20 protein-coding genes are annotated in these 24,117 nt (G+C 65.3%); 7 read left to right on the top strand and 13 right to left on the bottom strand.

Annotated features, from left to right (window positions below; genetic code table 11):
* Positions 1-221 precede the first annotated feature (221 nt).
* Complete coding sequence (locus HZZ16_RS03345; protein WP_246509927.1) at positions 222-752, top strand: DUF992 domain-containing protein; 531 nt, start codon at positions 222-224, stop codon at positions 750-752.
* 687 nt (positions 753-1,439) lie between these two features.
* Positions 1,440-2,036 carry a phasin family protein gene (locus HZZ16_RS03340; RefSeq protein ID WP_197947068.1) on the top strand — a complete coding sequence of 199 codons (597 nt, stop codon included), beginning with the start codon at positions 1,440-1,442 and terminating at the stop codon, positions 2,034-2,036.
* An 85-nt stretch (positions 2,037-2,121) separates the two neighbouring features.
* On the opposite strand, the gene HZZ16_RS03335 is transcribed toward HZZ16_RS03340, so the two are convergent.
* From HZZ16_RS03335 to guaB, 3 genes are all read right to left on the bottom strand, one after another.
* The gene (locus HZZ16_RS03335; protein ID WP_197947067.1) at positions 2,122-2,412 is read right to left on the bottom strand and encodes a hypothetical protein; all 291 of its coding nucleotides are present in this window, start codon (positions 2,410-2,412) and stop codon (positions 2,122-2,124) included.
* Between the two features lie 170 nt (positions 2,413-2,582).
* Entirely contained in the window at positions 2,583-3,605 is a 1,023-nt protein-coding gene (gene curA, locus HZZ16_RS03330) for an NADPH-dependent curcumin/dihydrocurcumin reductase (RefSeq protein ID WP_197947066.1), read from the bottom strand.
* Positions 3,606-3,838: 233 nt separating this feature from the next.
* Positions 3,839-5,332 (bottom strand): IMP dehydrogenase, encoded by a 1,494-nt coding sequence (guaB, locus tag HZZ16_RS03325; RefSeq protein ID WP_197947065.1) that lies wholly within the window; start codon positions 5,330-5,332, stop codon positions 3,839-3,841.
* Positions 5,333-5,787: 455 nt separating this feature from the next.
* Between guaB and HZZ16_RS03320 the strand changes: the two genes are divergently transcribed.
* Positions 5,788-7,278: an MDR family MFS transporter gene (locus HZZ16_RS03320; RefSeq protein ID WP_197947064.1), complete on the top strand. Its 1,491-nt coding sequence runs from the start codon at positions 5,788-5,790 to the stop codon at positions 7,276-7,278.
* A gap of 138 nt (positions 7,279-7,416) precedes the next feature.
* Here the strand turns inward: HZZ16_RS03320 and HZZ16_RS03315 are convergent, their stop codons facing one another.
* Both HZZ16_RS03315 and HZZ16_RS03310 read right to left on the bottom strand, forming a co-directional pair.
* A complete protein-coding gene (locus HZZ16_RS03315; RefSeq protein WP_197947063.1) occupies positions 7,417-8,103 on the bottom strand; it encodes an RlmE family RNA methyltransferase in 687 nt (228 codons plus the stop codon).
* 2 nt (positions 8,104-8,105) lie between these two features.
* The gene (locus HZZ16_RS03310; RefSeq protein ID WP_197947062.1) at positions 8,106-9,179 is read right to left on the bottom strand and encodes a Ppx/GppA phosphatase family protein; all 1,074 of its coding nucleotides are present in this window, start codon (positions 9,177-9,179) and stop codon (positions 8,106-8,108) included.
* Positions 9,180-9,389: 210 nt separating this feature from the next.
* Here HZZ16_RS03310 and HZZ16_RS03305 point away from each other — a divergent pair, with 210 nt between their 5' ends.
* On the top strand, positions 9,390-11,762 hold the full coding sequence (locus HZZ16_RS03305; RefSeq protein ID WP_197947061.1) for a xanthine dehydrogenase family protein molybdopterin-binding subunit: 2,373 nt from the start codon (positions 9,390-9,392) through the stop codon (positions 11,760-11,762).
* Positions 11,763-11,894: 132 nt separating this feature from the next.
* Here HZZ16_RS03305 and HZZ16_RS03300 read toward each other — a convergent pair whose 3' ends face one another.
* Positions 11,895-12,695: a hypothetical protein gene (locus HZZ16_RS03300; protein WP_197947060.1), complete on the bottom strand. Its 801-nt coding sequence runs from the start codon at positions 12,693-12,695 to the stop codon at positions 11,895-11,897.
* Positions 12,696-12,799: 104 nt separating this feature from the next.
* On the opposite strand from HZZ16_RS03300, the gene HZZ16_RS03295 reads away from it, so the two are divergent.
* From HZZ16_RS03295 to HZZ16_RS03285, 3 genes are all read left to right on the top strand, one after another.
* Positions 12,800-13,291, top strand: coding sequence for a YaiI/YqxD family protein (locus tag HZZ16_RS03295; protein ID WP_197947059.1), 492 nt, complete (start codon positions 12,800-12,802; stop codon positions 13,289-13,291).
* Positions 13,292-13,293: 2 nt separating this feature from the next.
* On the top strand, positions 13,294-15,105 hold the full coding sequence (locus HZZ16_RS03290; RefSeq protein WP_197947058.1) for an ABC-F family ATP-binding cassette domain-containing protein: 1,812 nt from the start codon (positions 13,294-13,296) through the stop codon (positions 15,103-15,105).
* A gap of 65 nt (positions 15,106-15,170) precedes the next feature.
* Positions 15,171-16,250: a D-TA family PLP-dependent enzyme gene (locus tag HZZ16_RS03285; RefSeq protein ID WP_197947057.1), complete on the top strand. Its 1,080-nt coding sequence runs from the start codon at positions 15,171-15,173 to the stop codon at positions 16,248-16,250.
* Positions 16,251-16,425: 175 nt separating this feature from the next.
* Here HZZ16_RS03285 and HZZ16_RS03280 read toward each other — a convergent pair whose 3' ends face one another.
* The 7 genes from HZZ16_RS03280 to HZZ16_RS03250 form a co-directional block, all read right to left on the bottom strand.
* Complete coding sequence (locus HZZ16_RS03280; protein WP_197947270.1) at positions 16,426-17,646, bottom strand: BaiN/RdsA family NAD(P)/FAD-dependent oxidoreductase; 1,221 nt, start codon at positions 17,644-17,646, stop codon at positions 16,426-16,428.
* Positions 17,643-18,560, bottom strand: coding sequence for an SDR family NAD(P)-dependent oxidoreductase (locus HZZ16_RS03275; RefSeq protein WP_197947056.1), 918 nt, complete (start codon positions 18,558-18,560; stop codon positions 17,643-17,645). Before HZZ16_RS03275 ends, HZZ16_RS03280 begins: the two co-directional genes overlap by 4 nt.
* 228 nt (positions 18,561-18,788) lie before the next feature.
* Positions 18,789-19,268, bottom strand: a complete 480-nt coding sequence (locus HZZ16_RS03270; protein ID WP_197947055.1) for a MaoC family dehydratase — start codon at positions 19,266-19,268, stop codon at positions 18,789-18,791.
* A complete protein-coding gene (locus tag HZZ16_RS03265) occupies positions 19,269-20,987 on the bottom strand; it encodes an AMP-binding protein (protein WP_197947054.1) in 1,719 nt (572 codons plus the stop codon).
* Entirely contained in the window at positions 20,987-21,907 is a 921-nt protein-coding gene (gene mmsB, locus HZZ16_RS03260) for a 3-hydroxyisobutyrate dehydrogenase (RefSeq protein WP_311973703.1), read from the bottom strand. Before mmsB ends, HZZ16_RS03265 begins: the two co-directional genes overlap by 1 nt.
* The gene (locus HZZ16_RS03255) at positions 21,903-22,967 is read right to left on the bottom strand and encodes an enoyl-CoA hydratase/isomerase family protein (RefSeq protein WP_197947052.1); all 1,065 of its coding nucleotides are present in this window, start codon (positions 22,965-22,967) and stop codon (positions 21,903-21,905) included. The genes mmsB and HZZ16_RS03255 overlap by 5 nt, the downstream gene beginning before the upstream one ends.
* Complete coding sequence (locus tag HZZ16_RS03250; RefSeq protein WP_197947051.1) at positions 22,964-24,109, bottom strand: isobutyryl-CoA dehydrogenase; 1,146 nt, start codon at positions 24,107-24,109, stop codon at positions 22,964-22,966. Before HZZ16_RS03250 ends, HZZ16_RS03255 begins: the two co-directional genes overlap by 4 nt.
* Between the last annotated feature and the right edge of the window lie 8 nt (positions 24,110-24,117).

The following is a 24,117-nucleotide window of genomic DNA, read 5'->3' as shown; positions in this document are numbered from 1 at the left end:
TCAGATGGGCGCCGGCACTCCTAAAATCGGCTGCCTACAGCCCACTTGAAGTCCGCCTGTCACTCAACATCGGCGTAGAACCGGACACGCGTGCTCCACATCCCGAACCAGTAAAGCGAGGTTTGCCTTGTGTTTCTGGAGCTTTGCCTTCCGACCAACGGGAACATCGCTAGCTCAGCGCGCATTGAAGGACGATCAGAATACGTCGATGGAGGCCCCCCATGATTAGGAAAACGCTGATCGAAACCAGGCTGACCAATTTGGCGACGGCTTGCGCGGCCTTGGCACTCGTCCTCGCGATGGGTCCGGCAACGGCGCAGGAGGCTGGACGCTCAAGGGTCGGCACACTCACGTGCAACATATCGCCCGGAGTCGGCATGATCGTTGCGGGACAACGACAGTTGAGCTGCATCTATGCATCGGCGCGAGGCAGGGCACGCGAGGCTTACGAAGGCACCGTCAGCACGCTTGGTCTCGACATAGGAGCGACGTCCGGCGGTCAGCTCGTTTGGACCGTGTTTGCGCCAACCACACTTCGCCAGGCAGCCTTGGCCGGAACCTATGCGGGCGCGACCGCCGGCGGAACTGTCGGCGCCGGGGTTGGTGCCAACCTGCTGGTGGGCGGCTCGGATCGCACGATTGCCTTGCAGCCGGTATCCGTCCAGGCGCAGACAGGTGTGAACATCGCAGCAGGCATATCGAGAATGGAATTGCGGCCCGTCGCTGCGCCTGCACGCCGCAAGGTGCAGTGACGGCCGTGGCCGGCGAATGGAAGAAGAGCGCTTTTGAGTGTGAGTGCTCTTCTTCCGGCGCGTTCAAGTCGATGGACAAGCTGCGACTCTAGGGATTTGCCACTGAACTGACGGCCTCCACGATGGCGGCGGGGTCAGCGCAAGTAACCATATGCCCGGCATTTGGAACAAGGTGCAGATCGGACCGAGACAGTGCTTGATGTAGATCTCGCGCTTGTTTGACTTCGATTACCTGGTCCTCTGTTCCGTGGAAAATCTGCACTTTGCCGCCTATGGTCGAGTAATAAGCTTGGAATCGTGCTGCAGTTGGAATGAGGAGTGCACTTTCCTCCGCAGCCGCCCTCAACTGTGTGGGCCTGAGCACCAGAGACGCTGGAAATTCAAGCCGATGTTACCGACGACGAGAAGCGCCAATAACAGGGCAGCGATGAGCAACACGGTTTCATCGGTGGTCCATTGGTGAGCCTTGATGATCGAGGGTAAGAACATGAGACCCGCGGTGCCAAGCAAATGAACCAATCCATCGAGTAATTGGAAGTTGAAGCGCTCGTTCCTGCGCGCGATCGCGGAGGATTGATTAAAAATCACGTGCCCCGGAACGGTCGAGAAATGCCCACGTTGGCCGCTTAGGATCGCACCTGTGACGGAGAGGATCCGACGTCACCAACAACAACGATGGAGCAACAAATGGCTAATCCACGCCCGGAGGAAAAGTCTACACAAGGCCCTGAGGACACAATGCGCCGCGCGGCCGAAAGGACTGCTGAGCAGACCAGACGGATCGGCCTCGCGACTGCTGAGGTCAGCGAGGAGGTGGCCCAAGCGAGCAGTCATCTCCTGCAACAAAATGCGGAGATGTTGCAAAACAGTTGGCGCTTCGGCGTCGACATGGCCACTGCGATGATGGGCCGCTCCACGGATCAGCTCGGTCGCACGTTCGGTTTGACGGGCAATGAAGCGCAGCAGGCAACGGAACGCTCGGTGCGCAACGCAGAAGCAATCATGTACTCTACAACCGCGGTCGCTAAAGGGTTGAACGGCGTCTCACGGGAGTACTTCGATTTCGTTCGACAGCAGATCGAGAGGACCATGGACCGTATGAATGAACTCTGGCGCTGCCGAACTCCGCAGGATTTGGCGGCTGTGCAGACCGATCTGATGCGCGATTCGATCAGAAGCGCCCTCGATACCAGCCGCCGGATGGCGGATATGTCTTTGAAGGTGGCTGACGACGCAGGAAACCATATTACTCAGAGTATCGAACGCATGCGGCACGCAGCCTAGCGCGCTATCATAACCATGGCACACATGCGCGGCTCAATGTCAGCCGCTCATGTGCGTTCTGCTTAGTTGCGGCCTTGCGGAAGACTTAAGCCACGCTCTTGAGATCCTGCTGGATCGCGGCCAGCAGCGATTGCAATGCTTCGCTGTTCACCGGCTTGGAAGCGGGGACAGGCGGTTGACCGGCAGTTTGAGCGGCTTTGACCGGACGCTTCGGGAACGGCGGTGGCGCAGGCCTTGCGGCCGGCGTGAATTCGCCCTCGTCCTCGCTGTGAACGAACTTGCCATGGATGACGTCGTCGCGACGGCCCATGATGAACATGGTCGCCCAATAGCCGGCGGCCAGCAGGATTACGCAGAAAATACCAATCTCTAACATCGCAGCACCTAAAATATGCGCGATGATTCAATGCCTTCATCCGGCCGTCAATGAACAGGCGGTCACACCTGCGGCTTTTGCGGGCAGGTGTGACCATTTGGTGACTCTTTCTTAACCATCCCCACGCGGCGTGTGGCCGCGGGGCCACGTGAGTTCCATTCCCTGTCGCGCTAGGCCTTGTCCGGCCCGACCCGGACCAGCTGCTTGCCGAAATTGGCCCCCTTCAGCAAGCCAATGAAGGCCCCGGGGGCGCTTTCCAGGCCCTCGGTGACGAATTCCTTGTACTTGACCTTGCCGTCGCGAACCCAGCCGGACATGTCGCGCAGGAAGTCGCCATGGCGGGCGGCGAAGTCTGACACGATGAAGCCGCGGAAGGTCAGCCGCTTGGTCAGCGTCGCGCGCATCAGGCTGGCCGCCCATTTCGGCGGCTTGGCCTCGGTGTCGTTGTAATGGGCGATCAGGCCGCAGACCGGCACGCGCGCAAACGGGTTGAGCAGCGGGAACACCGCCTCGAACACGGCACCGCCGACATTCTCGAAATAGACGTCGATGCCATCAGGGCAGGCGTCCTTCAGCTTGGCGGCAAGATCGGGATTGCGGTGATCGATGCAGGCATCGAAGCCGAGCTCCTTCACCACGTAGTCGCACTTGTCCTTGCCGCCGGCGATGCCGACCGCACGGGCGCCCTTGATCTTGGCGATCTGCCCCACCGCCGAGCCGACCGCACCGGAAGCACCGGCGACAACGACGGTCTCGCCCGGTTGCGGCTTGCCGATGTCGAGCAGGCCCGTATAGGCGGTCATGCCGGGCATGCCGAGCACACCGATCGAGGTCGAGATCGGCCCGAGCTTGGGATCGACCTTGATCAGGCCCTTGCCGTTGGAGATCGCGTGCGTCTGCCAGCCGGAGCGGATGCGGACGATGTCGCCGACCGCGAAATCGGGATTGTTGGAGGCCGCGACCTCGCTGACCGCCTCGCCTTCCATCACCCCGCCGACCGGCACCGGAGCTGCGTAGGACGGCCCCTCGCTCATGCGCCCGCGCATATAAGGATCGAGCGACAGCCAGATCGTGCGCAGCAGGACTTCGCCCTGCCCTGGCGTTGGAACGGCGAATTCCTCCAGGCGAAAATCAGACGGCTTGGGTTCGCCGACGGGACGCGCGGCGAGAACGATGCGTTTGGCTTGGGCCATGGCTTCCTCCACTTTTCTGTCATTGCGAGCGAAGCGAAGCAATCCAGCCGCGTCAACACCAAAAGGATGGGAGTGGGCAGTCGCGCTTGCAACGACGATATCGAGAAGGCTGGCGCCTCATTCTCCGTCGTCTGCCCGGGCTTGACCCAGGCATCCACGAAGCCGCGGAGCAAGACCCCAAGGCGTGGATGGCCGGCTCAAGCCCGGCCATGACGATGGAGAGAGAGAAGCGACTAACCGCCGCCCGGATAGTTCGGGCTCTCGCGCGTGATCGTGACGTCGTGGACGTGGCTTTCGCGCAGGCCCGCGCCGGTGATGCGGACGAACTGGGCCTTGTCGTGCAGCTCCTTCATGTCGCGCGCGCCGACATAGCCCATCGCGGCGCGCAAGCCGCCGGCGAGCTGGTGCATGACGTTGCCGACCGGACCCTTATAGGGCACCTGGCCCTCGATGCCCTCGGGCACGAGCTTGAGCGTGTCCTTGATGTCCTGCTGGAAGTAGCGGTCGGCCGATCCGCGCGCCATCGCGCCGACCGAGCCCATGCCGCGATAGGCCTTGTAGGAGCGGCCCTGCCACAGGAACACTTCGCCGGGCGTCTCGTCGGTGCCGGCGAGCAGCGAGCCGACCATGGCAATATCGGCGCCCGCGGCGAGCGCTTTCGCAAGATCGCCGGAATATTTGATGCCGCCGTCGGCGATGACGGGGATGTCGGCCTTCTTCGCCGCGTCCACAGCATCCATGATCGCGGTGAGCTGGGGCACGCCGACGCCGGCGACGATGCGCGTGGTGCAGATCGAGCCGGGGCCGATGCCGACCTTGATGCAATCCGCGCCAGCGTCGATCAGCGCCTGCGCGCCTTCTGTGGTGGCGACGTTGCCGGCGACGACCTGCACCGAGTTCGACAGGCGCTTGATGCGGTTCACCGCCTGCAGCACGTGACGGGAATGGCCGTGCGCGGTGTCGACGACGACGAGATCGACGCCCGCATCAATCAGCCGCTCGGTGCGCTCGAAGCCGGTGTCGCCGACCGTGGTGGCGGCGGCGACGCGAAGACGCCCCTGCGCGTCCTTGCAGGCGAGCGGATGGGCGACCGCCTTCTCCATGTCCTTCACGGTGATGAGACCGACGCAGCGATATTGATCGTCGACGACGAGCAGCTTCTCGATGCGGTGCTGGTGCAGCATCCGCCGCGCCTCGTCCTGATTGACATTCTCACGGACCGTGACGAGCCCTTCATGCGTCATCAGCTCGGAGACTTTTTGCCGGCGGTCGGTGGCAAAGCGCACGTCGCGGTTGGTGAGGATGCCGACCAGCTTGCCGGGCGTGTTCTTGCCGGCGCCGGTGACGACGGGAATGCCGGAGATGCCGTGATCGCTCATCAGCTTGAGCGCATCGTCGAGCGTGGCGTCAGGGCTGATGGTGAGCGGGTTCACCACCATGCCGGACTCGTAGCGCTTGACCTGTCGCACCTGGGCGGCCTGCCCTTCAGGATCGAAATTGCGGTGGATGACGCCGAGGCCGCCGGCCTGCGCCATGGCGATCGCCATGCGCGCCTCGGTGACGGTGTCCATGGCGGAGGCCATGATCGGGATGTTGAGCGGAATGGCGCGGGTGACGCGGGAGCGGATGTCGACCTCGCCCGGCATGACGTCCGACAGGCCCGGCTTCAACAGCACGTCGTCGAACGTAAAGGCTTCGCGGATGCCCTGAAGTTGCACCGTGGCCATCTGCCAACTCCTTCCTGCGGTCTTGCCGCAAATGCTAATGGATGAGCGCCGCCCTCGGCGTCCCTTGCGGCGACGCCTTGAGAATCGGAGCCCATCGGTGGGGTTGACGCGGGTCGATAGCACGGCCGCGTGACGAATCAAAGCAAATCGGGCCGCTGGCCAGCCATGCACAGGGGTTTTTTGGCCGAAATCGGCGGGCACAGCTCCATGCGCCAGCCCAACCCTGACCCGTCATTCCGGGGCGCGACGAAGTCGCGAACCCGAAATCCATCTCACAGCACCCTTGCAGCCCAATGGATTCCGGGTTCGCGCCAAGTGGCGCGCCCCGGAATGACGGAGAGGGTCACACCGTTGTTACGCGGGATTTAGGTGCCATGCGTGGATCCGCAATGGTCCCCGCCCGGCAGCGATGATAAGCCGCAACTCCACTCCTCCTTCCGATTTCATTACCCCTCATGGTCGACAAGCAACGCGTCATTCCGCTGATCGTGGCCACGGCTCTGTTCATGGAGAACATGGATTCCACCGTGATCGCCACCTCGCTGCCGGCGATCGCGGCCGACATCGGCACCAGCCCGCTGACGCTGAAGCTCGCGATCACTTCCTACCTGCTGTCGCTCGCGGTGTTCATTCCGGCGAGCGGCTGGACCGCCGACCGGTTCGGCGCGCGGATGGTGTTCGCGATCGCCGTCGGTGTGTTCATGGTCGGCTCGGTCGGCTGCGCGCTCTCGACCTCGGTCACCGATTTCGTGTTCGCGCGGATCCTGCAAGGCATGGGCGGCGCCATGATGACCCCGGTCGGACGCCTCGTGCTGCTGCGCTCGGTCGACAAGAGCGCGCTGGTCAACGCCATGGCCTGGGTGACGGTCCCTGCCCTGATCGGCCCGGTGATCGGCCCGCCGCTCGGCGGCTTCATCACGACCTATGCATCCTGGCACTGGATCTTCCTGATCAACATCCCGATCGGGCTGCTCGGCATCTTCATGGCGCTGCGTTTCATCGATCCGATCAAAAGCGAGGCGCAGGAGCCGTTCGATCTCTACGGCATGGTGCTCGCTGGGCTGGGGCTCGCCGGGATCGCATTTGGCCTGTCGGTCGCCGGGCTCAATTTGCTGCCATGGAGCACGGTGGCCGCGCTGGTCGTAGGCGGTACGATCTCGATGACGCTCTACGTCATCCACGCGCGGCGGACCGGATCGCCGGTGCTGGACTTCTCGCTCCTGAAGCTGCCGACGCTGCGCGCAGCCGTGTTCGGCGGCTTCCTATTCCGGCTCGGCATCGGCGCGCTGCCGTTCCTGCTGCCGCTCCTGATGCAGATCGGCTTCGGCCTGTCGCCGTTCCATTCCGGCCTCGTCACCTTTGCTTCCTCGCTCGGGGCGATGGGCATGAAGACGCTGGCGGCGCGGATCATCCGCACGTTCGGCTTCCGCAATTTGATGACGGTGAACGCGATCGTCAGCGCGTTCTTCCTCGGCGTCTGCGCGCTGTTCACGGTGACGACGCCGCTGCTCATCATCATGGTGATCCTGGTGGTCGGCGGCTTCTTCCGCTCGCTGGAGTTCACCGCGATCAACACGGTCGCCTATGCCGACGTCGAGACCGCGCAGATGAGCCGCGCCACCACCCTCGTCAGCGTCAACCAGCAGCTCGCGATCTCGGCCGGCGTCGCCGTCGGCGCGGCCTGTGTCGAGACGACGATGTGGTTCAGCCATGTCAGCGAGCTCAACGCCACGGTGTTCGCGCCCGCTTTCGTCGTGGTCGCGCTGACCTCGGCGGCCTCGAGCTGGTTCTTCTGGCAGATGCCCGCGGACGCCGGCCACGAGATTTCGGGGCGCAAGGCGGTGGAGATCGCGAGTCGCAAGGGGGCCGGCAAGGGCGCAGAGAAGGCCGCGGTCAAGGCGGCGTCCGAAGATACGCAGGACGTGCGGGATCAACGGCTGGGATAGTTTTGCCTCTCGTCATTGCGAGCCAACGGGTCCGCGCGAAGCGCGGCCCGATGACAGGCTCCGCGAAGCAATCCAGAAATGCCTCCGCGGCAACGCTCTGGATTGCTTCGTCGCAAGAGCTCCTCGCAATGACGGTGGCTACGCCGTTCCCCCGCCCCGAAACCCCGTCGCCAGCACGTAGCGCTCCGAGGAATCCTGCCGGCTAGCTGCCGGCTTGACGTGACGCACCGTCGCAAAGTCGCGCTTGAGCTGGGCCAGCAGCTCGGCATCGGCGCCGCTCTGGAACGTTTTGGCGAGGAACGTGCCGCCGGGCTTGAGCACGTCGCAGGCAAAGGCCGCCGCGGTCTCGACCAGGCCGACGATGCGGAGCTGGTCGGTCTTGCGGTGCCCGGTGGTGTTGGCGGCCATGTCGGACATCACGACGTCGGCCTTGCCGCCCAGCATCGCGGTGAGCTTTTCGGGGGCGTCGTTGTCCATGAAGTCGAGCTGCGCGAAATCGACGCCGGGAATCTCCGGCATCTCCAACAGATCGATGGCGACGACCTTGCCCTTGCCTTCCGTCGAGCCGACGCGCTTCGCGGCAATCTGGCTCCAGCCGCCGGGTGCCGCGCCGAGATCGACCACGGCCATGCCTGGCTTCAGAAGCCGGAACTTATCGTCCATCTCCAAGAGCTTGAACGCGGCGCGCGAGCGATAGCCCGCCGCCTTGGCCTTGGCGACGTAGGGATCGTTGAGCTGCCGCTCCAGCCACAGCTTCGACGACAATTTGCGCTTGCCGCCGGTCTTGACCTGAACGTGCAAGCGGCCGGTGCTGTCCTTAGCCATACTCACCAGCTCCTGAGCGCGCCGTCCTCGCGCATCATCTCGACCAGCATGCCCTCGCGCAAGCCGCGGTCGGCGACACGCAGGCGCGGCAGCGGAAAGGCGCGGCGGATAGCATCGAGGATGGCGCAGCCCGCCAGCACGAGATCGGCACGCTCGACACTGATGCAGCTGTTGGCGGCACGCTCCTCATAGCTCATGCCGAGCAGCTTGTTGATGGTCGCGGTGATATCTGAATCGTTCATCCAGATGCTGTCGATGCGGCGGCGGTCGTAGCGCGCCAGGTTGAGATGAATGCCGGCCAGCGTCGTCACCGTGCCCGACGTGCCGAGCAGGTGCATGTCGCGGAGATCGCGGCCGTGCTCCTCGGCGAACGGCGCGACGTGGTTTGCGACCTCCTGCTCCATCGCCGCGTAGATCCCCGGCGTGACATCGCGTCCGCCGAACTGCTCGGCGAGCGTGACCACACCGTACGGGATCGACATCCAGGCTTTTATGCGCGGCTCCGGATTGGTGGCGTCGCGCTCGATCCGCACCAGCTCGGTCGAGCCGCCGCCGATGTCGAACAGGATAGCGCCGCGTCCCCTGGGGTCGACCAGCGGCGAGCAGCCCAGCACGGCGAGCGCGGCCTCGGTCTCGCGGTCGATCACCTCGAGCTCGATGCCGGTCTCGGCCGCAACGCGGCTGCGGAAACCTTCCGCGTTCGAAGCCGCACGGCAGGCTTCGGTCGCGATCAGCCGCAGCCGGCGCGCCTTCCGCAGATTGATCTTGTCCCGGCAGATGCTGAGCGCGGCGATGGCGCGCTCGATCGCGGCCTCGCTGATGCAGCCCGTGGCCGAGACGCCCTCGCCGAGCCTGATGATGCGCGAGAAGGAATCGACCACGCGAAAGCCGTCCTGGGTCGGACAGGCGATCAGCAGCCTGCAATTGTTGGTGCCGAGGTCCAGCGCCGCATAGACGCCGGTTCCCGGCGCCTGCGCGCCGACGGCCGCTTCGGTGGCCAACGCCACCGCCGCCATCGACCCCTCCAGCTCGCCGTGCGGCGCATGGCCGTCGCGGAGCCGCGTGTGGTCATTCATACAAACTGTCTTTCCGCGGCCGGTCGGGCCGGTCTGGAATTGATTATTCGCCTGAAACATTAGCAGCGCGGCAGGCCTGCGCAACAACGCATCACATGGGACCATGTCCAATCGTGCGTTGTCGTGAACGGGGGTGGTGGGTTATCTCAAGGGAGTCCGGTGCTCCGCTGCCGCGAAAATGCGCAAATGCCGGCTTTTCAGGTCAATCCCATGCAAGAACACACCAAATCGTCGACGCTCGAGAACGCTATTGCACTGCAAAAATATGGCGTCGGGCAACCGGTCCGCCGCAAGGAGGACGACACGCTGGTGCGCGGCAAGGGCCGCTACACCGACGATTTCAACCTGCCGAACCAGGCCTATGCCGTAGTCGTCCGCTCGACCCATGCCCATGGCATCATCCGCGGCATCGGGCTCGATGCCGCCAAGGCGATGCCGGGCGTGCTGGGGGCGTGGACCGGGAAGGATCTCGATGCCGCCGGCTATGGCCCCTTCACTTGCGGCCTGCCGCTGAAGAGCCGCGACGGCTCGCCCCTGCTCCAGACCAACCGGCAGCCGCTGGCGACCGACAAGGTCCGCTTCGTCGGCGATCCCGTCGCCTTCGTGGTGGCGGAGACGCTGGCCCAGGCGCGCGACGCGGCCGAGGCGGTCGAGCTCGACATCGAGCCGCTGCCGGCGGTGACGGACCCCGAGGCAGCCGCCAAGCCCGGCGCGCCGCAGCTCTATGACCACATTCCTAACAACGTCGCGCTCGACTATCACTACGGCGACATGGACAGGGTCAACGCAGCCTTCGCCAGCGCCGCTCATGTGACCAAGCTCGACATTGAGAACACCCGGGTCGCCGTGGTCTCGATGGAGCCGCGCGTGGGGCTTGCCTCCTACGACAAGAAGACCGAGCGCTACACGCTTCAGGTGCCGACGCAGGGCGTTGCCGGCAACCGCGCCAATCTCGCGAAGAATCTGAAGGTGCCGAACGAAAAGGTGCGCATCCTCACCGCCAATGTCGGCGGCTCCTTCGGCATGAAGAACATCAACTATCCAGAGTATATGTGCATTCTGTATGCGGCGAAGGCACTGGGACGCCCGGTGAAGTGGCTGGACGAGCGCTCCACCAGCTTCCTCTCCGATAGCCACGGCCGCGCACAGAAGATCCACGCCGAGCTCGCGCTCGATGCCGAGGGGCACTTCCTCGCGGCAAAGCTGTCCGGCTATGGCAATCTCGGCGCCTACATCACCGGCGTCGCGCCGGGGCCGCTTTCGCTCAACACCGGCAAGAACTTCTCCAGCGTCTATCGCACACCGCTGATGGCGGTCGACATCAAGGTGGTACTGACCAACACCACGCTGATGGGGGCCTATCGCGGCGCCGGCCGGCCTGAGGCGAACTATTACATGGAGCGCCTGATCGACCGCGCCGCCGACGAGATGGGCATCAACCGGCTGACCTTGCGCAAGCGCAACTTCATCAAGCCGAACCAGATCCCGTTCGCGGCGTCCTCCGGAGTCACCTATGACAGCGGCGACTTCCAGGCCGTGTTCAACAAGGCGCTCGAAATCTCCGACTACGAGAATTTCGCGAAGCGCAAGAAGGAGAGCCGGAAGGCCGGCAAGCTGCGCGGCATTGCGGTCGGCTCCTATCTCGAGGTCACCGCGCCGCCGAGTCCCGAGCTCGGCAAGATCGTGTTCGACCCTGATGGCACCGTGCAGCTCATCACCGGCACGCTCGATTACGGCCAGGGCCATGCCACGCCGTTCGCGCAGGTGCTGTGCGAGCAGCTCGGCGTCCCCTTCGAGAGCGTGAAGCTCGTGCAGGGCGACAGCGACATCGTCCACACCGGCAACGGCACCGGCGGATCGCGTTCGATCACCGCGACCGGCCAGGCCATCGTGGGGGCCGCAAAGCTCGTCATCGAGAAAGGCAAGCGCGCCGCCGCGCATATGCTGGAGGCGTCCGAGGCCGATATCGAGTTTGCCGATGGCAGCTTTACGATCGCCGGCACCGATCGCAGCATCGACATCATGGAGCTTGCCAAGCGCCTGCATGACGGCAAGGTGCCGGAGGGCGTGCCTGATACGCTCGACGTCGACCATACCAGCGAACCGGTCGCCTCGGCGTTCCCGAACGGCTGCCACGTCGCCGAGGTCGAGATCGACCCGGACACCGGTGTGGTGCAGATCGTGCGCTACAGTGCGGTCAACGATTTCGGCACGGTGATCAACCCGATGCTGGTCGCGGGCCAGCTCCATGGCGGCGTGGTCCAGGGCATCGGCCAGGCGCTCATGGAGCACATCCGCTACGACGACAATGGCCAGCCGATCACGGGCTCGCTGATGGACTACGCCCTCCCCCGCGCGGAGGACGTCCCCAACATGACGATCGGCGATCATCCGGTGCCCGCCACCACCAATCCGCTCGGCAGCAAGGGTTGCGGCGAAGCCGGCTGTGCCGGCAGCCTGTCGACGGTGGTGAACGCTGTGCTCGACGCGCTGTCGGAGTACGGAATCAAGCACATCGACATGCCGCTGACCCCCGAGCGGGTGTGGCGCGCGATCCAGGACGCGAAGGCCAAGGCGGCGTAAGGGCCGCGCTTCTTCGGTCGTCATGGCCGGGCTTGTCCCGGCCATCCACGCCTTGCCACGAGGGCATGAAGAACGTGGATGCCCGGGACAAGCCCGGGCATGACGTTGTGGCGATGGTGTGCCCCGTTCCCGCTACGCCGCCGCCTGCTCGCGCGGCTGGTAGATTGCGGTGTGCTGGCAATGCGCGAGCGGCGTCGTGCCGTTGGCGACGAGCAGCGCGTCGAGCTCGACGAAGCGGTGGCCTTTCTTCTCGTAGTTCGCAGTGACCTTGGCCCGCGCCGTGATCTCGTCGCCGATGCGCGCGGCTGACAGCAGCTGCATGCGGCTGCCGACGTGGATCCAGGGTCCCAGGATGGTGTTGTCCACCAGCACGCGGTTCATGACGCGCTGGATCAGGCCGGGATGGCCAAGCCCCTCGCGCGCGAAGATCGGATCTTTCTCCCTGACATCGGCGAGATAGTCGGCCGCATCCTGCCCGGCCCAGCGGCGCGGCGTCGTGCCCAGCCACTTGCCCATCTCGAACGTCGCTGGGCTGACCGGCTTGCGCTCGGCGACGGCGGGGACTTCGACATAGTCGCTCAGCGACACCGCCGGCGCGGCCGCCGGCAGCGAGGCCGTCCCAGTCGCACAGAGCTCGGTGCGGCTGAACACCTCGATGGTCAGCAGGCCGTTGTGTTCGGTGGCATCAACATCCGCGGTCTCGCCGTCATAGACGGGCTTGATGAAGCGGGCCTCGACGAGCCCGCGAGACAGGAAATCGCAGCCCCAGCGCGCGATCGGCACGTGCATCATGTAGGCGAAGACGTCGACGCCGGGGACCAGCCCGCCGGAAAAGCCGAAGCGGCGGGCCACATTGTCATCGTGCATCTTGTTTTCGGACTGCTTGGCGGTGTTGTAGGCCTCGACGCGGTAGGTTTCGAGCCGGTTGGGCATGGCTGGCCTTCCCTGTTCTTGTTGTTCGAGCCCAATCGTAGGCCCCGCGGAACAGCGGTCAATCCCCTCGCCTTTGCGGCCCGAATGGGCTACCACGCGGCGGAATGACCGAGACCCCGACCCGCATCTATGTCGACGCCGACGCCTGTCCGGTGAAGGACGAAATCTATCGCGTGGCGATCCGGCACGGCGTGCCCGTGAGCGTGGTCGCCGGCAATTTCATCCGCGTGCCGCAGGATCCGCTGATCGAGCGCATTGCCGCAGGGACCGCCATGGACGCCGCCGACGACTGGATCGCCGAGCGTGCGAGGCCGGGCGACGTCGTGGTGACCTCGGACATTCCGCTGGCCAGCCGCTGCGTCAAGGCGGGCGCCGACGTGATCGCCCCGAACGGCAAGCCGTTCACGGAGGAGTCGATCGGCATGACGCTGGCGGTGCGCAATCTGATAACCGATCTGCGCTCGGCCGGCGAAGTCACCGGTGGCCCCCGCTCGTTCTCGCCGCGCGACCGCTCCGCCTTCCTGTCGGCGCTCGACCAGACGCTGCGCCGGATCCAGCGCCGCCGCGCAGATCAGGCCGCAACGAGCCAAGGTTAGCCATGGCCCCGCCGCTGATCCAACTCAAAGATATCCGGCTGACCTTCGGCGGCACGCCGCTGCTGTCAGGCGTCGAGCTCAACGTCGCGCCATCCGAACGCGTCTGCCTGATCGGCCGCAACGGCTCCGGCAAGTCGACCCTTTTAAAGATCGCAGCCGGCCTGGTCGAGCCGGACTCCGGCACGCGCTTCGTGCAGCCGGGCGCAACGGTGCGCTACCTGCCGCAGGAGCCGGATTTCGGCACGCACAAGACCACGCTCGCCTATGTCGAGTCCGGGCTCGCGCCTGGCGACGACCAGCACCAGGCGCGCTATCTCCTGGAGCAGCTCGGCCTCACTGGCGAGGAGAACCCGCACAACCTCTCCGGTGGCGAGGCGCGCCGCGCGGCGCTGGCCTTTGTGCTGGCGCCCTCGCCCGACATTCTGCTGCTGGACGAGCCGACCAATCATCTCGATCTCGCCACCATCGAATGGCTGGAGCAGGAGCTCGACAGCCGCCGCAGCGCGCTTGTCATCATCAGCCACGACCGCCGCTTCCTCACCAATCTCTCGCGCTCGACCGCCTGGCTCGACCGCGGCAAGATCAAGCAGATTGATCGCGGCTTTGCCTCGTTCGAGAGCTGGCGCGACGAAGTGCTCGCCGAGGAGGAACGCGACCAGCACAAGCTCGACCGCAAGATCGTCGACGAGGAGCACTGGCTGCGTCACGGCGTCTCCGGCCGGCGCAAGCGCAACGTCAAGCGCCTCGCCAATCTGCATGCGCTGCGCGCCCAGCGCCGCAATTATCGCGGCACCGCCGGCAGCGCCAACCTCGCAGCCAGCGAAGCCGAGCAGTCCGGCAAGCTGGTGATCGAGGCGAAGAACGTCACGAAAGCCTATGGCGAGCGCAAGATCGTCGAGAATTTCTCCACCCGCATCCAGCGCGGCGACCGGCTCGGCATCATCGGCCCGAACGGCGCCGGCAAGACCACGCTGGTCAATCTGCTGACCGGCGGCTTGCAGCCTGATTCCGGTACAATACGGCTCGGGGCCAATCTGGAGATGGCGACGCTCGACCAGCATCGCGAAAGCCTCGATCCCAAATCGACGCTCGCCGAAGCGCTGACCGGCGGCCGCGGCGACCACGTCATGGTGGGCGGCAAGCCGAAGCACGTCGTCGGCTACATGAAGGATTTTCTGTTCGCGCAGGAGCAGCGCGGCACGCCGCTGGAGGTGCTCTCGGGCGGGGAGCGCGGCCGACTGATGCTGGCGCGCGCGCTGGCGAAGCCGTCGAATCTCTTGGTGCTGGACGAGCCGACCAACGATCTCGATCTCGAAACGCTCGACGTGCTCGAGGAGATGCTTGGCGACTACGAAGGCACCGTGATCCTGATCAGCCACGACCGCGACTTCCTCGACCGCGTCGTCACCTCCGTGATCGCGCCCGAGGGTCACGGAAAGTGGATCGAATATGCCGGCGGCTACAGCGACATGCTGAGCCAACGTGGCGCCGATTTGAAGCGCGAGACGCCGAAGGCGCCACCGGTTGCGGAGAAGAAGGACGAGCGTCCCGCGGTCGCCTCGTCCGCACCCAAGCGCAAGCTCAGCTTCAACGAGAAGCACGCGCTGGAAACGCTGCCGAAGAAGATGGAAACGTTGCAGGCGAATATCGCCAAATTGCAGCGCGTGCTTGATGATCCCAACCTCTACGCCAGGGATCGCAAGACATTCGACGACACCTCGGCCGCAATCGCCAAGGCGCATGAGGAACTGTCCGCCGCCGAAGAGCGCTGGCTTGAACTTGAAATGCTCCGTGAAGAGATAGAACAGGCCTAGCGCGTATTCCCGCAAAAGTGGGCACCGGTTTTGCGATCAGAGTACGCGCCAACTAAAGGACTCCCATGACCACTCCCCTCGCCGCAAAAATCGCCCGCGAATACGGCACGCCCTGTGCCGTCATCGACATGGACAGGGTCGAGCGCAACATCGCGCGGATCCAGAAGGCCTGCGACGACGCCGGGATCGCCAATCGTCCGCACATCAAGACGCACAAGAACCCGACGATTGCCAAGATGCAGGTCGCGGCCGGCGCCAAGGGCATCACCTGCCAGAAGCTGGGCGAAGCCGAGATCATGGCCAATGCCGGCATCGACGACATCCTGATCAGCTACAATCTGCTGGGCGAAGAGAAGATGGCCCGCCTCGGCGCGTTGCAGGCCAAGGCCAACATGACGGTGGCTGCCGACAATTCGACCGTCGTTGCCGGCCTGCCCAAGGCGGCTGCAGCGTCAGGCCGCCCGCTCTCGGTCATGGTCGAATGCGACACGGGGCGCAAGCGCGCCGGCGTCGAGACGCCGGCCGAGGCCGTCGCACTGGCGCGCGAGATCGCGGCGTCCAAGGGACTCGAGTTCGCCGGCTTCATGCTGTATCCGACCGAGACAGGCTGGGCTGAAGCGCAGAAATTCTACGACGAGGCGCTGGCCGGCGTACGCGCCCACGGGCTTGACGCCAAGATCGTCTCGACCGGCGGCACGCCGAACCTCGTCAATATCGGCAAGCTCAAGGGCGGCACCGAGCATCGCTTCGGCACCTACATCTACAACGATCGCATGCAGGTCGCCGCGGGCTCGGCGACCTGGGACGATTGCGCGCTGCACATCTATTCGACGGTGGTCAGCCGCGCCGCGCCCGAGCGCGGCATTCTGGACGCCGGCTCGAAGACGCTGACCACTGATACCGGCGGGCTCGACGGCCACGGCCTGATCCTGGAGCATCCCGAAGCCAGAATCGCGAAGTTCGCCGAGGAGCACGGTTTCCTCGACCTGTCGCGCAGCAACACGCGGCCCAATGTCGGCGACGTCGTCCGCATCGTGCCGAACCATGTCTGCGTCGTCGTCAACATGATGGACGAGGTCGTCATGGTGCGCGGCGAGGACATCATCGGCACGTTGCCGGTCGCGGCGCGGGGGAAGCTGCGATAGGCGGTTCGGCGCCCGCGCATCTTTCGAGGCTCCCGGCGCGCTGCTTTGCATCGCGCCACTCGCACCTCAGGATGACGCTCTCTTGAACGGTATCACCAGAAGAGAACGGCGCTCTCTCGTAGCCGTCACCCTGAGGTGCCGGAGCGCAGCGGAGGCCTCGAAGGGGGGCGGCGTCCTAAGAACGCTTCAGCCACTCCAACACGCCCCGACCCGCCGCAGCCCCGGTCGCGAACGAGGCCTGCAGCAGATAGCCGCCGGTCGGCGCCTCCCAATCCAGCATCTCGCCGGCGGCGAACACACCTCGCAATTTGCGCAACATGAGGTGTTCGTCGAGCTCGTCGAACCTTATTCCGCCTGCCGTCGAGATCGCGCGATCGATCGGAGCGACACCGGTGAGCTGAACCGGAATGGCGTTGATGAGCTGCGCAAGCTCCGCCGGCGAGAACGAAGCCAGCGTTCGGCCGGATGCAATGGCGGCTTCCTGCATCAGACCGATGCCGACCGGCGACAGCTGCGCCGCCTTGCGCAGGAAGTTCGCCAGCGATTGCTTGCCGCGCACGCCTGACAGCCGCGTGGCCAGCGCAGCGGCGTCGAGATCGGGCCGCAACGCGATCATTAGCGTCGCCTGCCCGAGATTCAGCACCGCCTCGCGCAGTTCCGCCGACAGCGCGTAGATCGCGCCGCCTTCGATGCCGCCGCGGGTGATCATGGCCTCTCCGCGCGCCGTGTGCGCGCCAATCGTCAGCGCCACGCCCTTGAGCGGCTGGCCCTCGAAACGGTCGCGGAACAATTCGGACCAAGCGACCGTGAAGCCGGAATTGGCCGGCCGCAGTTTTGAGACGGCTATGCCCCTTGCGGCGAGGATGTCGACCCAGCGTCCGTCAGAGCCGAGCCGCGGCCAGCTTGCGCCGCCGAGGGCGAGCAGCGTGGCGCGAGCGGCGACGGCCAATGTGCTATCGGGTGTTTGAAACTTCAGCCGCCCTTCCCCATCCCATCCGGTCCAGCGATGCCGAAAGGCGAATTTCACGCCGGCGGCATCGAGCCGCCGCAGCCAGGCGCGCAGCAAGGGCGAGGCCTTGAACGCCCTGGGAAACACGCGTCCGCTGCTGCCGACGAAGGTCGGCTCGCCCAGCGCCTCGCTCCAGGCCCGCAGCGCATCCGGCGAAAATGCGTCGAGCGCCGCCTGCAGCTTCGGTGCGGCCTCGCGATAGCGCGTCACGAATTGCGGCAGCGGTTCGCTATGTGTGAGGTTGAGCCCGCCGCGGCCGGCCATCAGGAATTTACGGCTCGCGGACGGCATGGCGTCGTAGACGGTGACACGGGCGCCGCCTTGCGCCAGCACCTCCGCCGCCATCAGCCCGGCGGGACCTGCGCCGATGACGGCGACGTCGGTCAGAGCTTGATCCCCGCCCGCGCGGCGGCCTGCGCGACGTATTTCTGCGTCTGCTCGAACGCGCCCTGCAGGGCCCTGGCCTTCGACATGTCGCTGATCTCGGCGAAATGGGCGGCGATCGCATCGGGCGTCCACTCACCCTCAGGCAGGTTGATGCCTTCGCTCTCCAGGATCTTGATCACCGCAAACGAGCCGGCACCGGCGCCCATGATGGTGCGGGTCGGCGCATCCTCGCTCAGCATGTACTCGACCGCGGGCGTGATCGCGCTCGGCTTCATCAGCTGCAGCGCCTGCGGCGGCAGCAACTCTTCGGTCATGCGCGTCGCCGCCGTCGGCGAGATGATGTTGACGCGGATGTCGTTCTTGCGGCCCTCTTCGGCCAGCACGTTCATCAGGCCGACCATGCCGGATTTCGCCGCGCCGTAATTGGCCTGGCCGAAATTGCCGTAGAGCCCGGAGGACGACGTCGTCAGCACGATGCGGCCGTAATTGCGGTCGCGCATGCCGGCCCAGGCTGCCTTGCAGCAATAGAAGGTGCCGACGAGATGCACATCGAGCACCTTCTGGAAATCGGCGACTTCCATCTTGCCGAACGACTTGTCGCGCAGGATGCCGGCATTGGCGCACAGAAGATCGACGCTGCCCCATTCCTTGGTGGCGCGCTCGACCATGGCGGTGACCTGCTCGAAATTGGAGACGTCGGCGCCGTCGGCCATCGCGGTGCCACCGGCTTTGCGGATCTCCTCGACCACGGCCTCGGCTGGCGACAGCGAGCCGCCGGTACCGTCGCGCGCGCCGCCGAAATCGTTGACCACGACCTTGGCGCCGCGGCTCGCCAGCCCCAGCGCATGCGCCTTGCCGAGACCATTGCCCGCGCCGGTGACGATGGCGACGCGTCCGTCGAACCTGATTGGCATTGTGCAGCTTCCTGCTTCTTCTCCTTCTCCCCTTGTGGGAGAAGGTGGCGCGAAGCGCCGGATGAGGGGTTGTCTCGACAGCCGAGTTCGTGGAGAGAGACCCCTCACCCGGCTTCGCTCCGCGAAGCCACCCTCTCCCACAAGGGGAGAGGGTTACAACGCGCTTTTGGGTCAGCTTTTTGAGCAGCGATGGGTTGCCGGGTCAAGCCCGGCAACGACGGCGCCGGCTTACCCGAAATAGATCAACCCGAGCCAGTCGGCGACCAGCGCCGGCTTGTCCTCGCCTTCGATCTCGACCGTGACGTTGGTGCGGGACTGCAATTCGTTCGGCTTGCGGAGCTTGGCTTCCGCGAGCACGAAGCGGCCGCGCACGCGCTTGCCTGAGCGCACCGGCGAGATGAAGCGCAGCCTGTCGAAGCCGTAGTTCACGCCCATCGTGGTGCCCGCGATCACGGGCATCACCTCGTAGGACATGATCGACAGCAGCGACATCGTGAGAAAACCGTGCGCGATGGTGGTGCCGAAGGCGGTTTCCTTCTTCGCGCGCTCCGGATCGACGTGGATGAACTGGTGATCATCGATCACGTCGGCATAGGCATCGATGCGCGGCTGATCGACCAGGTGCCATGACGACACGCCGATCTCCTTCCCGACCAGCGCCTGATAGGCCTCGAGCGCAACAGGCGGCTTCTTCCAGACTTCGTTCACTTAGGTCTCACTCCGTGTCTTCGCCAGCTCCGGAAAATCCTCCTCGCGGAATTCCCGGCCGCGCAAGGGATCGCCCCGATCGTCGTCGCGTTCGAGCCGTCGTAGCTGGACGCGGCGGATCTTTCCAGAGATCGTCTTCGGCAGCTCGGTGACGATTTCGAGGCGGCGGATGCGCTTGAACGGCGCCAGACGCGCGTGCAGGTGCTTGAAGATGGACAGCGCGGTCTCCGGCGCGCGTTCCGCGCCCGACGTCAGCAGCACGAAGGCCTTGGGAATCGCGAGCCGGATCGGGTCGGGGCTAGGCACCACCGCAGCTTCGGCGACGAGCTCGTGCTCGAGCAGCACGCTCTCCAGCTCAAATGGGCTGATGCGATAGTCGGAGGATTTGAAGACATCGTCGGATCGGCCGACGAAGGTCAAGTAGCCGTCCTCATCCGCGAAGACGACGTCGCCACTGCGATAGAGCGCGCCTTCGGCGCCGGACAATTTTCCATCCTCGCCCTGGTAGCCCTGCATCAGACCCGCGGGGCGATCAGCGCCCAGCACCAGCGTCACCTCGCCCTCCTTTGCGGGGTGGCCGTCGGCATCGCTGATCTGCACGCGATAGCCCGGCAGCGGCCGGCCCATCGAGCCGATCTTGATGGGCTGGCCCGGCGAGTTGCCGGCGAGCGCCGTGGTCTCGGTCTGGCCGTAGCCGTCGCGAATGGTGAGGCCCCAGGCGGCCTGAACCTGGTCGATCACTTCAGGATTGAGCGGCTCGCCGGCGCCGCAGACCTCGCGAAGCGCGACCTTGAACGAGGCGAGGTTCTCCTGGATGAACAGCCGCCACACCGTCGGCGGCGCGCACAGCGTGGTGACGCCGCAGCGGCCGATGGTGGCGAGCAGCGCCTTGGCGTCGAAGCGCGGCTGGTTGACCACGAACACGGTCGCGCCCGCATTCCACGGCGCGAAGTAGCAGCTCCAGGCATGCTTGGCCCAACCGGGCGAGGAGATGTTGAGATGGACGTCGCCGGGCTTCAGGCCGATCCAGTACATGGTCGAGAGATGGCCGACGGGATAGCTGCGTTGGCTGTGCCGCACCAGTTTTGGTTTTGCTGTCGTGCCCGAGGTGAAATACAGCAGCATCGGGTCGTCGGCATTGGTCGGACCATCCGGCGCAAAACTTTCGGAAGCCTTTGCCGCTTCGTCATAGGCAAGCCAGCCCTCCGAGGCCGCGCCGACGACGATGCGGGCGACGTTCTCGGCGCCCAAGCTCGCGAATTTTGCCACCTGGTCCTGGGCGGCGACCACCGCAGCTGCCTTGCCGCGATCGAGCCGGTCGCGCAGCTCGTCCGCGGTAAGCAGCGTCGTGGCGGGAATGACGACCACGCCGAGCTTCATCGCGGCAAGCATCGTCTCCCACAGCGGAACCACATTGCCGAGCAGCAGCAGGAGATGATCGCCGCGCCTCAAGCCCTGGGCGCGGAGGAAGTTGGCCACCTGGTTGGAGCGGCGCGACAGCGCCGCGAACGACAGTTTTGTCTGTTTGTCCTGCGCGGCATCGACGATCCAGAGCGCGGGGCGGTCCCTACTTTCCGCATTGGTCGCCAGCTCGGCATCGAACCAGTCGAGCGCCCAGTTGAAGGGGACAGGATCGGGCCAGCGGAAACCTTTGACCGCGGCCTCGTAATCCGTACGGTTTTGCAGAAGGAACGCGCGTGCTTCCTGGAATGTGGTCATCAAGCTTTCCCGGCTAAACTCCTAACGTGCTTGATAATTCCGGAAAAATCCACCCCGCCATGGCCGGCTGCGTCGAAAGACTGATAGATCTCCTGCGCATGCTTGCCGAGCGGCGTGGCCGCGCCCGCAGCCTTGGCCGCGTCCTGCGCCAGGGTGAGGTCCTTCACCATCAGCGCCGAGGCAAAGCCCGGCTTGTAATCGTTGTTGGCCGGCGAGGTCGGCACCGGGCCCGGCACCGGGCAATAGGTCGTCAGCGACCAGCACTGGCCGGACGAGGTCGAGGCGACGTCGAACAGCGCCTGATGCGAAAGCCCGAGCTTCTCAGCCAACGCAAACGCCTCGCTGACCGCGATCATGGAAATGCCGAGGATCATGTTGTTGCAGATTTTTGCGGCCTGGCCGGCACCGGCGCCGCCGCAATGCACGATCTTCTTGCCCATGTTCTCGAGCACGGGCTTTGCCGCGGCAAATGCCTTGTCCTCGCCGCCGCACATGAAGGTGAGCGTCGCACCCTTGGCACCGCCCGTGCCGCCGGAGACCGGCGCATCGACCGAGAGCACGCCGTGCTTGGCGGCGAGCGCATGCGCGGCCCGCGCGCTTTCGACGTCGATGGTGGAGCTGTCGATGATCAGCGCACCCTTGGCCATGGCAGGTACGACCTCGTTCCAGACGCCGAGCACGTGCTTGCCTGCGGGTAGCATGGTGACGACGACATCGGCGCCCTTCACCGCGGCGGGCGCGCTGTCGGCAATGCTGGCGCCATCGGCCTTGGCCTGATTGCGCGAGGCTTCGACGAGATCGAACGCCACCACCTTGTGGCCGGCCTTGACGAGGTTGGCCGCCATCGGGCCGCCCATGTTGCCGAGACCGATGAATGCGATCGTGGCCATTGTCGTTTCCTCCGCTGTTGCGTTGTTAATTGAACCTCAGCTCGTCCGCGCCGATCTCGGCGAAATAAGGCGCAAGCATCTCCGGCGTCACATCCTCGATGCGTGGCGGCGACCAGGTCGGATTGCGGTCCTTGTCGATCACGGCGGCGCGCACGCCCTCGCGGAAATCATCGCTCCGAAACACTTCCAGCGCGGCGCGGTATTCGCGCACCAGGCACTCTTCCAGGCTCGATCCGCGCGCAAGCCGCAGCAGCTTGAGCGTCACCACCATGCCGCGCGGCGATTTTTCGTTCAGCGTCTTCAGCGTGGCCAGCGCGAACTCGGAACCATCGCGCTTCAGCGCAGCGACAATGTCCTCCATGCGGTCGAAGCCGAACAAGGCATCGATGATCGGCTCCTTGGCGGCGACCGGCCCGGCGGTCTCGCCGGTGGCGAAGCCGGTGATGAGCTTGCTCACATCGGCCGCGGTCGCACCCGAGCGCAGCTTCGTCAGCGCCTCGCGCAGGTCGGGCGATCTCGCCGCCGTCACGACCCAATCGGCAAACTTCGCATGGATCGCGTCCGGCCCGTTCATGGTCTGGCCGGTCAGCCCGAAATAGGTGCCGATCTCGCCCGGCGCATGCGACAGCAGATAGGTGCCGCCGACATCGGGGAAGAAGCCGAGACCAACTTCCGGCATCGCGAGCTTTGTGCGATCCGTGACGACGCGGTGGCTGGCGTGGGCGGACAAACCGACACCGCCGCCCATCACGATGCCGTCCATGAAGGCGACATAGGGTTTTGGAAACTTCTTGATCCGAGCATTGAGGATGTATTCCTCGCGCCACAGGATCTTGCCGAGATCGCCGCCAGCCTTCGAGCTTTCCCAGAGCGTGCGGATGTCGCCGCCGGCGCAGAGGCCGCGCTCGCCGGCGCCTTCGAGCAGGATCACGGCAATTGCAGGATCAGCTTCGAAGCGATCGAGCGCCTTGTCGATGTCGCGAAACATCTCCAGCGTGACGGCATTGATCGCCTTGGGACGATTGAGCCTGATGATGCCGGCCCCGCCTTCGACGCGCGCGACCAGATCGCCCTCTTCCGCTCCGCTCATCGCGCGCCCTCGATCAATTTGCGCGCCACGATGAGCCGCATGATTTCGTTGGTGCCTTCGAGGATCTGGTGCACGCGCAAGTCGCGCACGATCTTCTCGATGCCATATTCGCTGAGGTAACCGTAGCCGCCGTGAAGCTGCAGCGCATGATTGGCGACCTCGAAGCCGACATCGGTGCCGAAGCGCTTGGCCATCGCGCACAGCATGGTGGCGTCGGGGTCCTTGCGGTCGAGCGCCGCGGCGGCGCGCCACAGGAAAGTACGCGCAGCCTCCAGCTCGATCGCCATGTCGGCGAGACGGAATTGCAGCGCCTGGAATTCGTCCAGTCGCTTCCCGAACGCCTTGCGCTCCTTCATGTAGGCGCGCGCCTTGTCGAGCGCTGCTTGCGCGCCGCCGAGCGAGCACGCCGTGATGTTGAGACGGCCGCCGTCGAGGCCCGCCATCGCGATCTTGAAGCCTGTGCCCTCCTCGCTCAGGCGGTTGGCCACAGGCACGTGGGCGTCCTCGAACATCACGGCGCGGGTGGGCTGCGCGTTCCACCCCATCTTGCGCTCATTGGCGCCGAACGAAACGCCCGGCGTCTTGCCGTCGATGACAAGGGTCGAGATGCCGCCCGGCCCGTCGCCGCCGGTACGGACCATCGCGACCAGAACGTCGGTGCCCCCGGCGCCGGAGATGAACTGTTTCTGGCCGTTGAGGACGTAATGATCGCCGTCGCGCACCGCGCGGGTGCGGAGCGCAGCCGCGTCCGAGCCGGCGCCCGGCTCGGTCAGGCAGTAGCTTGCGATCAGCTCCATGGTGCAGAGCTTCGGCAGCCATTGGTGGCGCTGGGTGTCGCTGCCGAAGGCATCGATCATCCAGCTCGCCATATTGTGGATGGAGATGAAGGCCGAGGTGGTCGGGCAGCCCGTCGCCAGCGCCTCGAAGATCAAGGCGGCGTCGAACCGCGTCATCGCGGATCCCCCGACATCGTCGCGGATGTAGATGCCGCCCATGCCGAGCTTGGCCGCCTCGCGCATCACGTCGACAGGGAAGTGCTTCTCCTCGTCCCAGCGCAGCGCGTGCGGCGCGATCTTCTCCGCCGCAAACGCCAGCGCCATGTCGCGTAGGACGACCTGATCCTCGTTCAGAGCGAATTGCATGCCGGCCT

The organism is Bradyrhizobium glycinis (assembly GCF_016031655.1).
GTDB lineage: Bacteria > Pseudomonadota > Alphaproteobacteria > Rhizobiales > Xanthobacteraceae > Bradyrhizobium > Bradyrhizobium glycinis.
Note: the sequence above shows the minus strand (reverse complement) of the source record. Positions and strands in the feature narration are given on the sequence as shown.

Excerpts from the sequence above, each read along its gene's own strand:
- HZZ16_RS03295 (WP_197947059.1), top strand. The coding sequence starts at position 12,800 with ATGACCGAGACCCCGACCCGCATCTATGTCGACGCCGACGCCTGTCCG.
- HZZ16_RS03305 (WP_197947061.1), top strand. The coding sequence starts at position 9,390 with ATGCAAGAACACACCAAATCGTCGACGCTCGAGAACGCTATTGCACTG.
- guaB (WP_197947065.1), bottom strand. The coding sequence starts at position 5,332 with ATGGCCACGGTGCAACTTCAGGGCATCCGCGAAGCCTTTACGTTCGAC.
- HZZ16_RS03335 (WP_197947067.1), bottom strand. The coding sequence starts at position 2,412 with ATGTTAGAGATTGGTATTTTCTGCGTAATCCTGCTGGCCGCCGGCTAT.
- HZZ16_RS03250 (WP_197947051.1), bottom strand. The coding sequence starts at position 24,109 with ATGCAATTCGCTCTGAACGAGGATCAGGTCGTCCTACGCGACATGGCG.
- HZZ16_RS03345 (WP_246509927.1), top strand. The coding sequence starts at position 222 with ATGATTAGGAAAACGCTGATCGAAACCAGGCTGACCAATTTGGCGACG.
- HZZ16_RS03310 (WP_197947062.1), bottom strand. The coding sequence starts at position 9,179 with ATGAATGACCACACGCGGCTCCGCGACGGCCATGCGCCGCACGGCGAG.
- HZZ16_RS03275 (WP_197947056.1), bottom strand. The coding sequence starts at position 18,560 with ATGCCAATCAGGTTCGACGGACGCGTCGCCATCGTCACCGGCGCGGGC.
- HZZ16_RS03285 (WP_197947057.1), top strand. The coding sequence starts at position 15,171 with ATGACCACTCCCCTCGCCGCAAAAATCGCCCGCGAATACGGCACGCCC.
- HZZ16_RS03340 (WP_197947068.1), top strand. The coding sequence starts at position 1,440 with ATGGCTAATCCACGCCCGGAGGAAAAGTCTACACAAGGCCCTGAGGAC.
- HZZ16_RS03300 (WP_197947060.1), bottom strand. The coding sequence starts at position 12,695 with ATGCCCAACCGGCTCGAAACCTACCGCGTCGAGGCCTACAACACCGCC.
- HZZ16_RS03265 (WP_197947054.1), bottom strand. The coding sequence starts at position 20,987 with ATGACCACATTCCAGGAAGCACGCGCGTTCCTTCTGCAAAACCGTACG.
- curA (WP_197947066.1), bottom strand. The coding sequence starts at position 3,605 with ATGGCCCAAGCCAAACGCATCGTTCTCGCCGCGCGTCCCGTCGGCGAA.
- HZZ16_RS03290 (WP_197947058.1), top strand. The coding sequence starts at position 13,294 with ATGGCCCCGCCGCTGATCCAACTCAAAGATATCCGGCTGACCTTCGGC.
- HZZ16_RS03315 (WP_197947063.1), bottom strand. The coding sequence starts at position 8,103 with ATGGCTAAGGACAGCACCGGCCGCTTGCACGTTCAGGTCAAGACCGGC.
- HZZ16_RS03255 (WP_197947052.1), bottom strand. The coding sequence starts at position 22,967 with ATGAGCGGAGCGGAAGAGGGCGATCTGGTCGCGCGCGTCGAAGGCGGG.
- HZZ16_RS03320 (WP_197947064.1), top strand. The coding sequence starts at position 5,788 with ATGGTCGACAAGCAACGCGTCATTCCGCTGATCGTGGCCACGGCTCTG.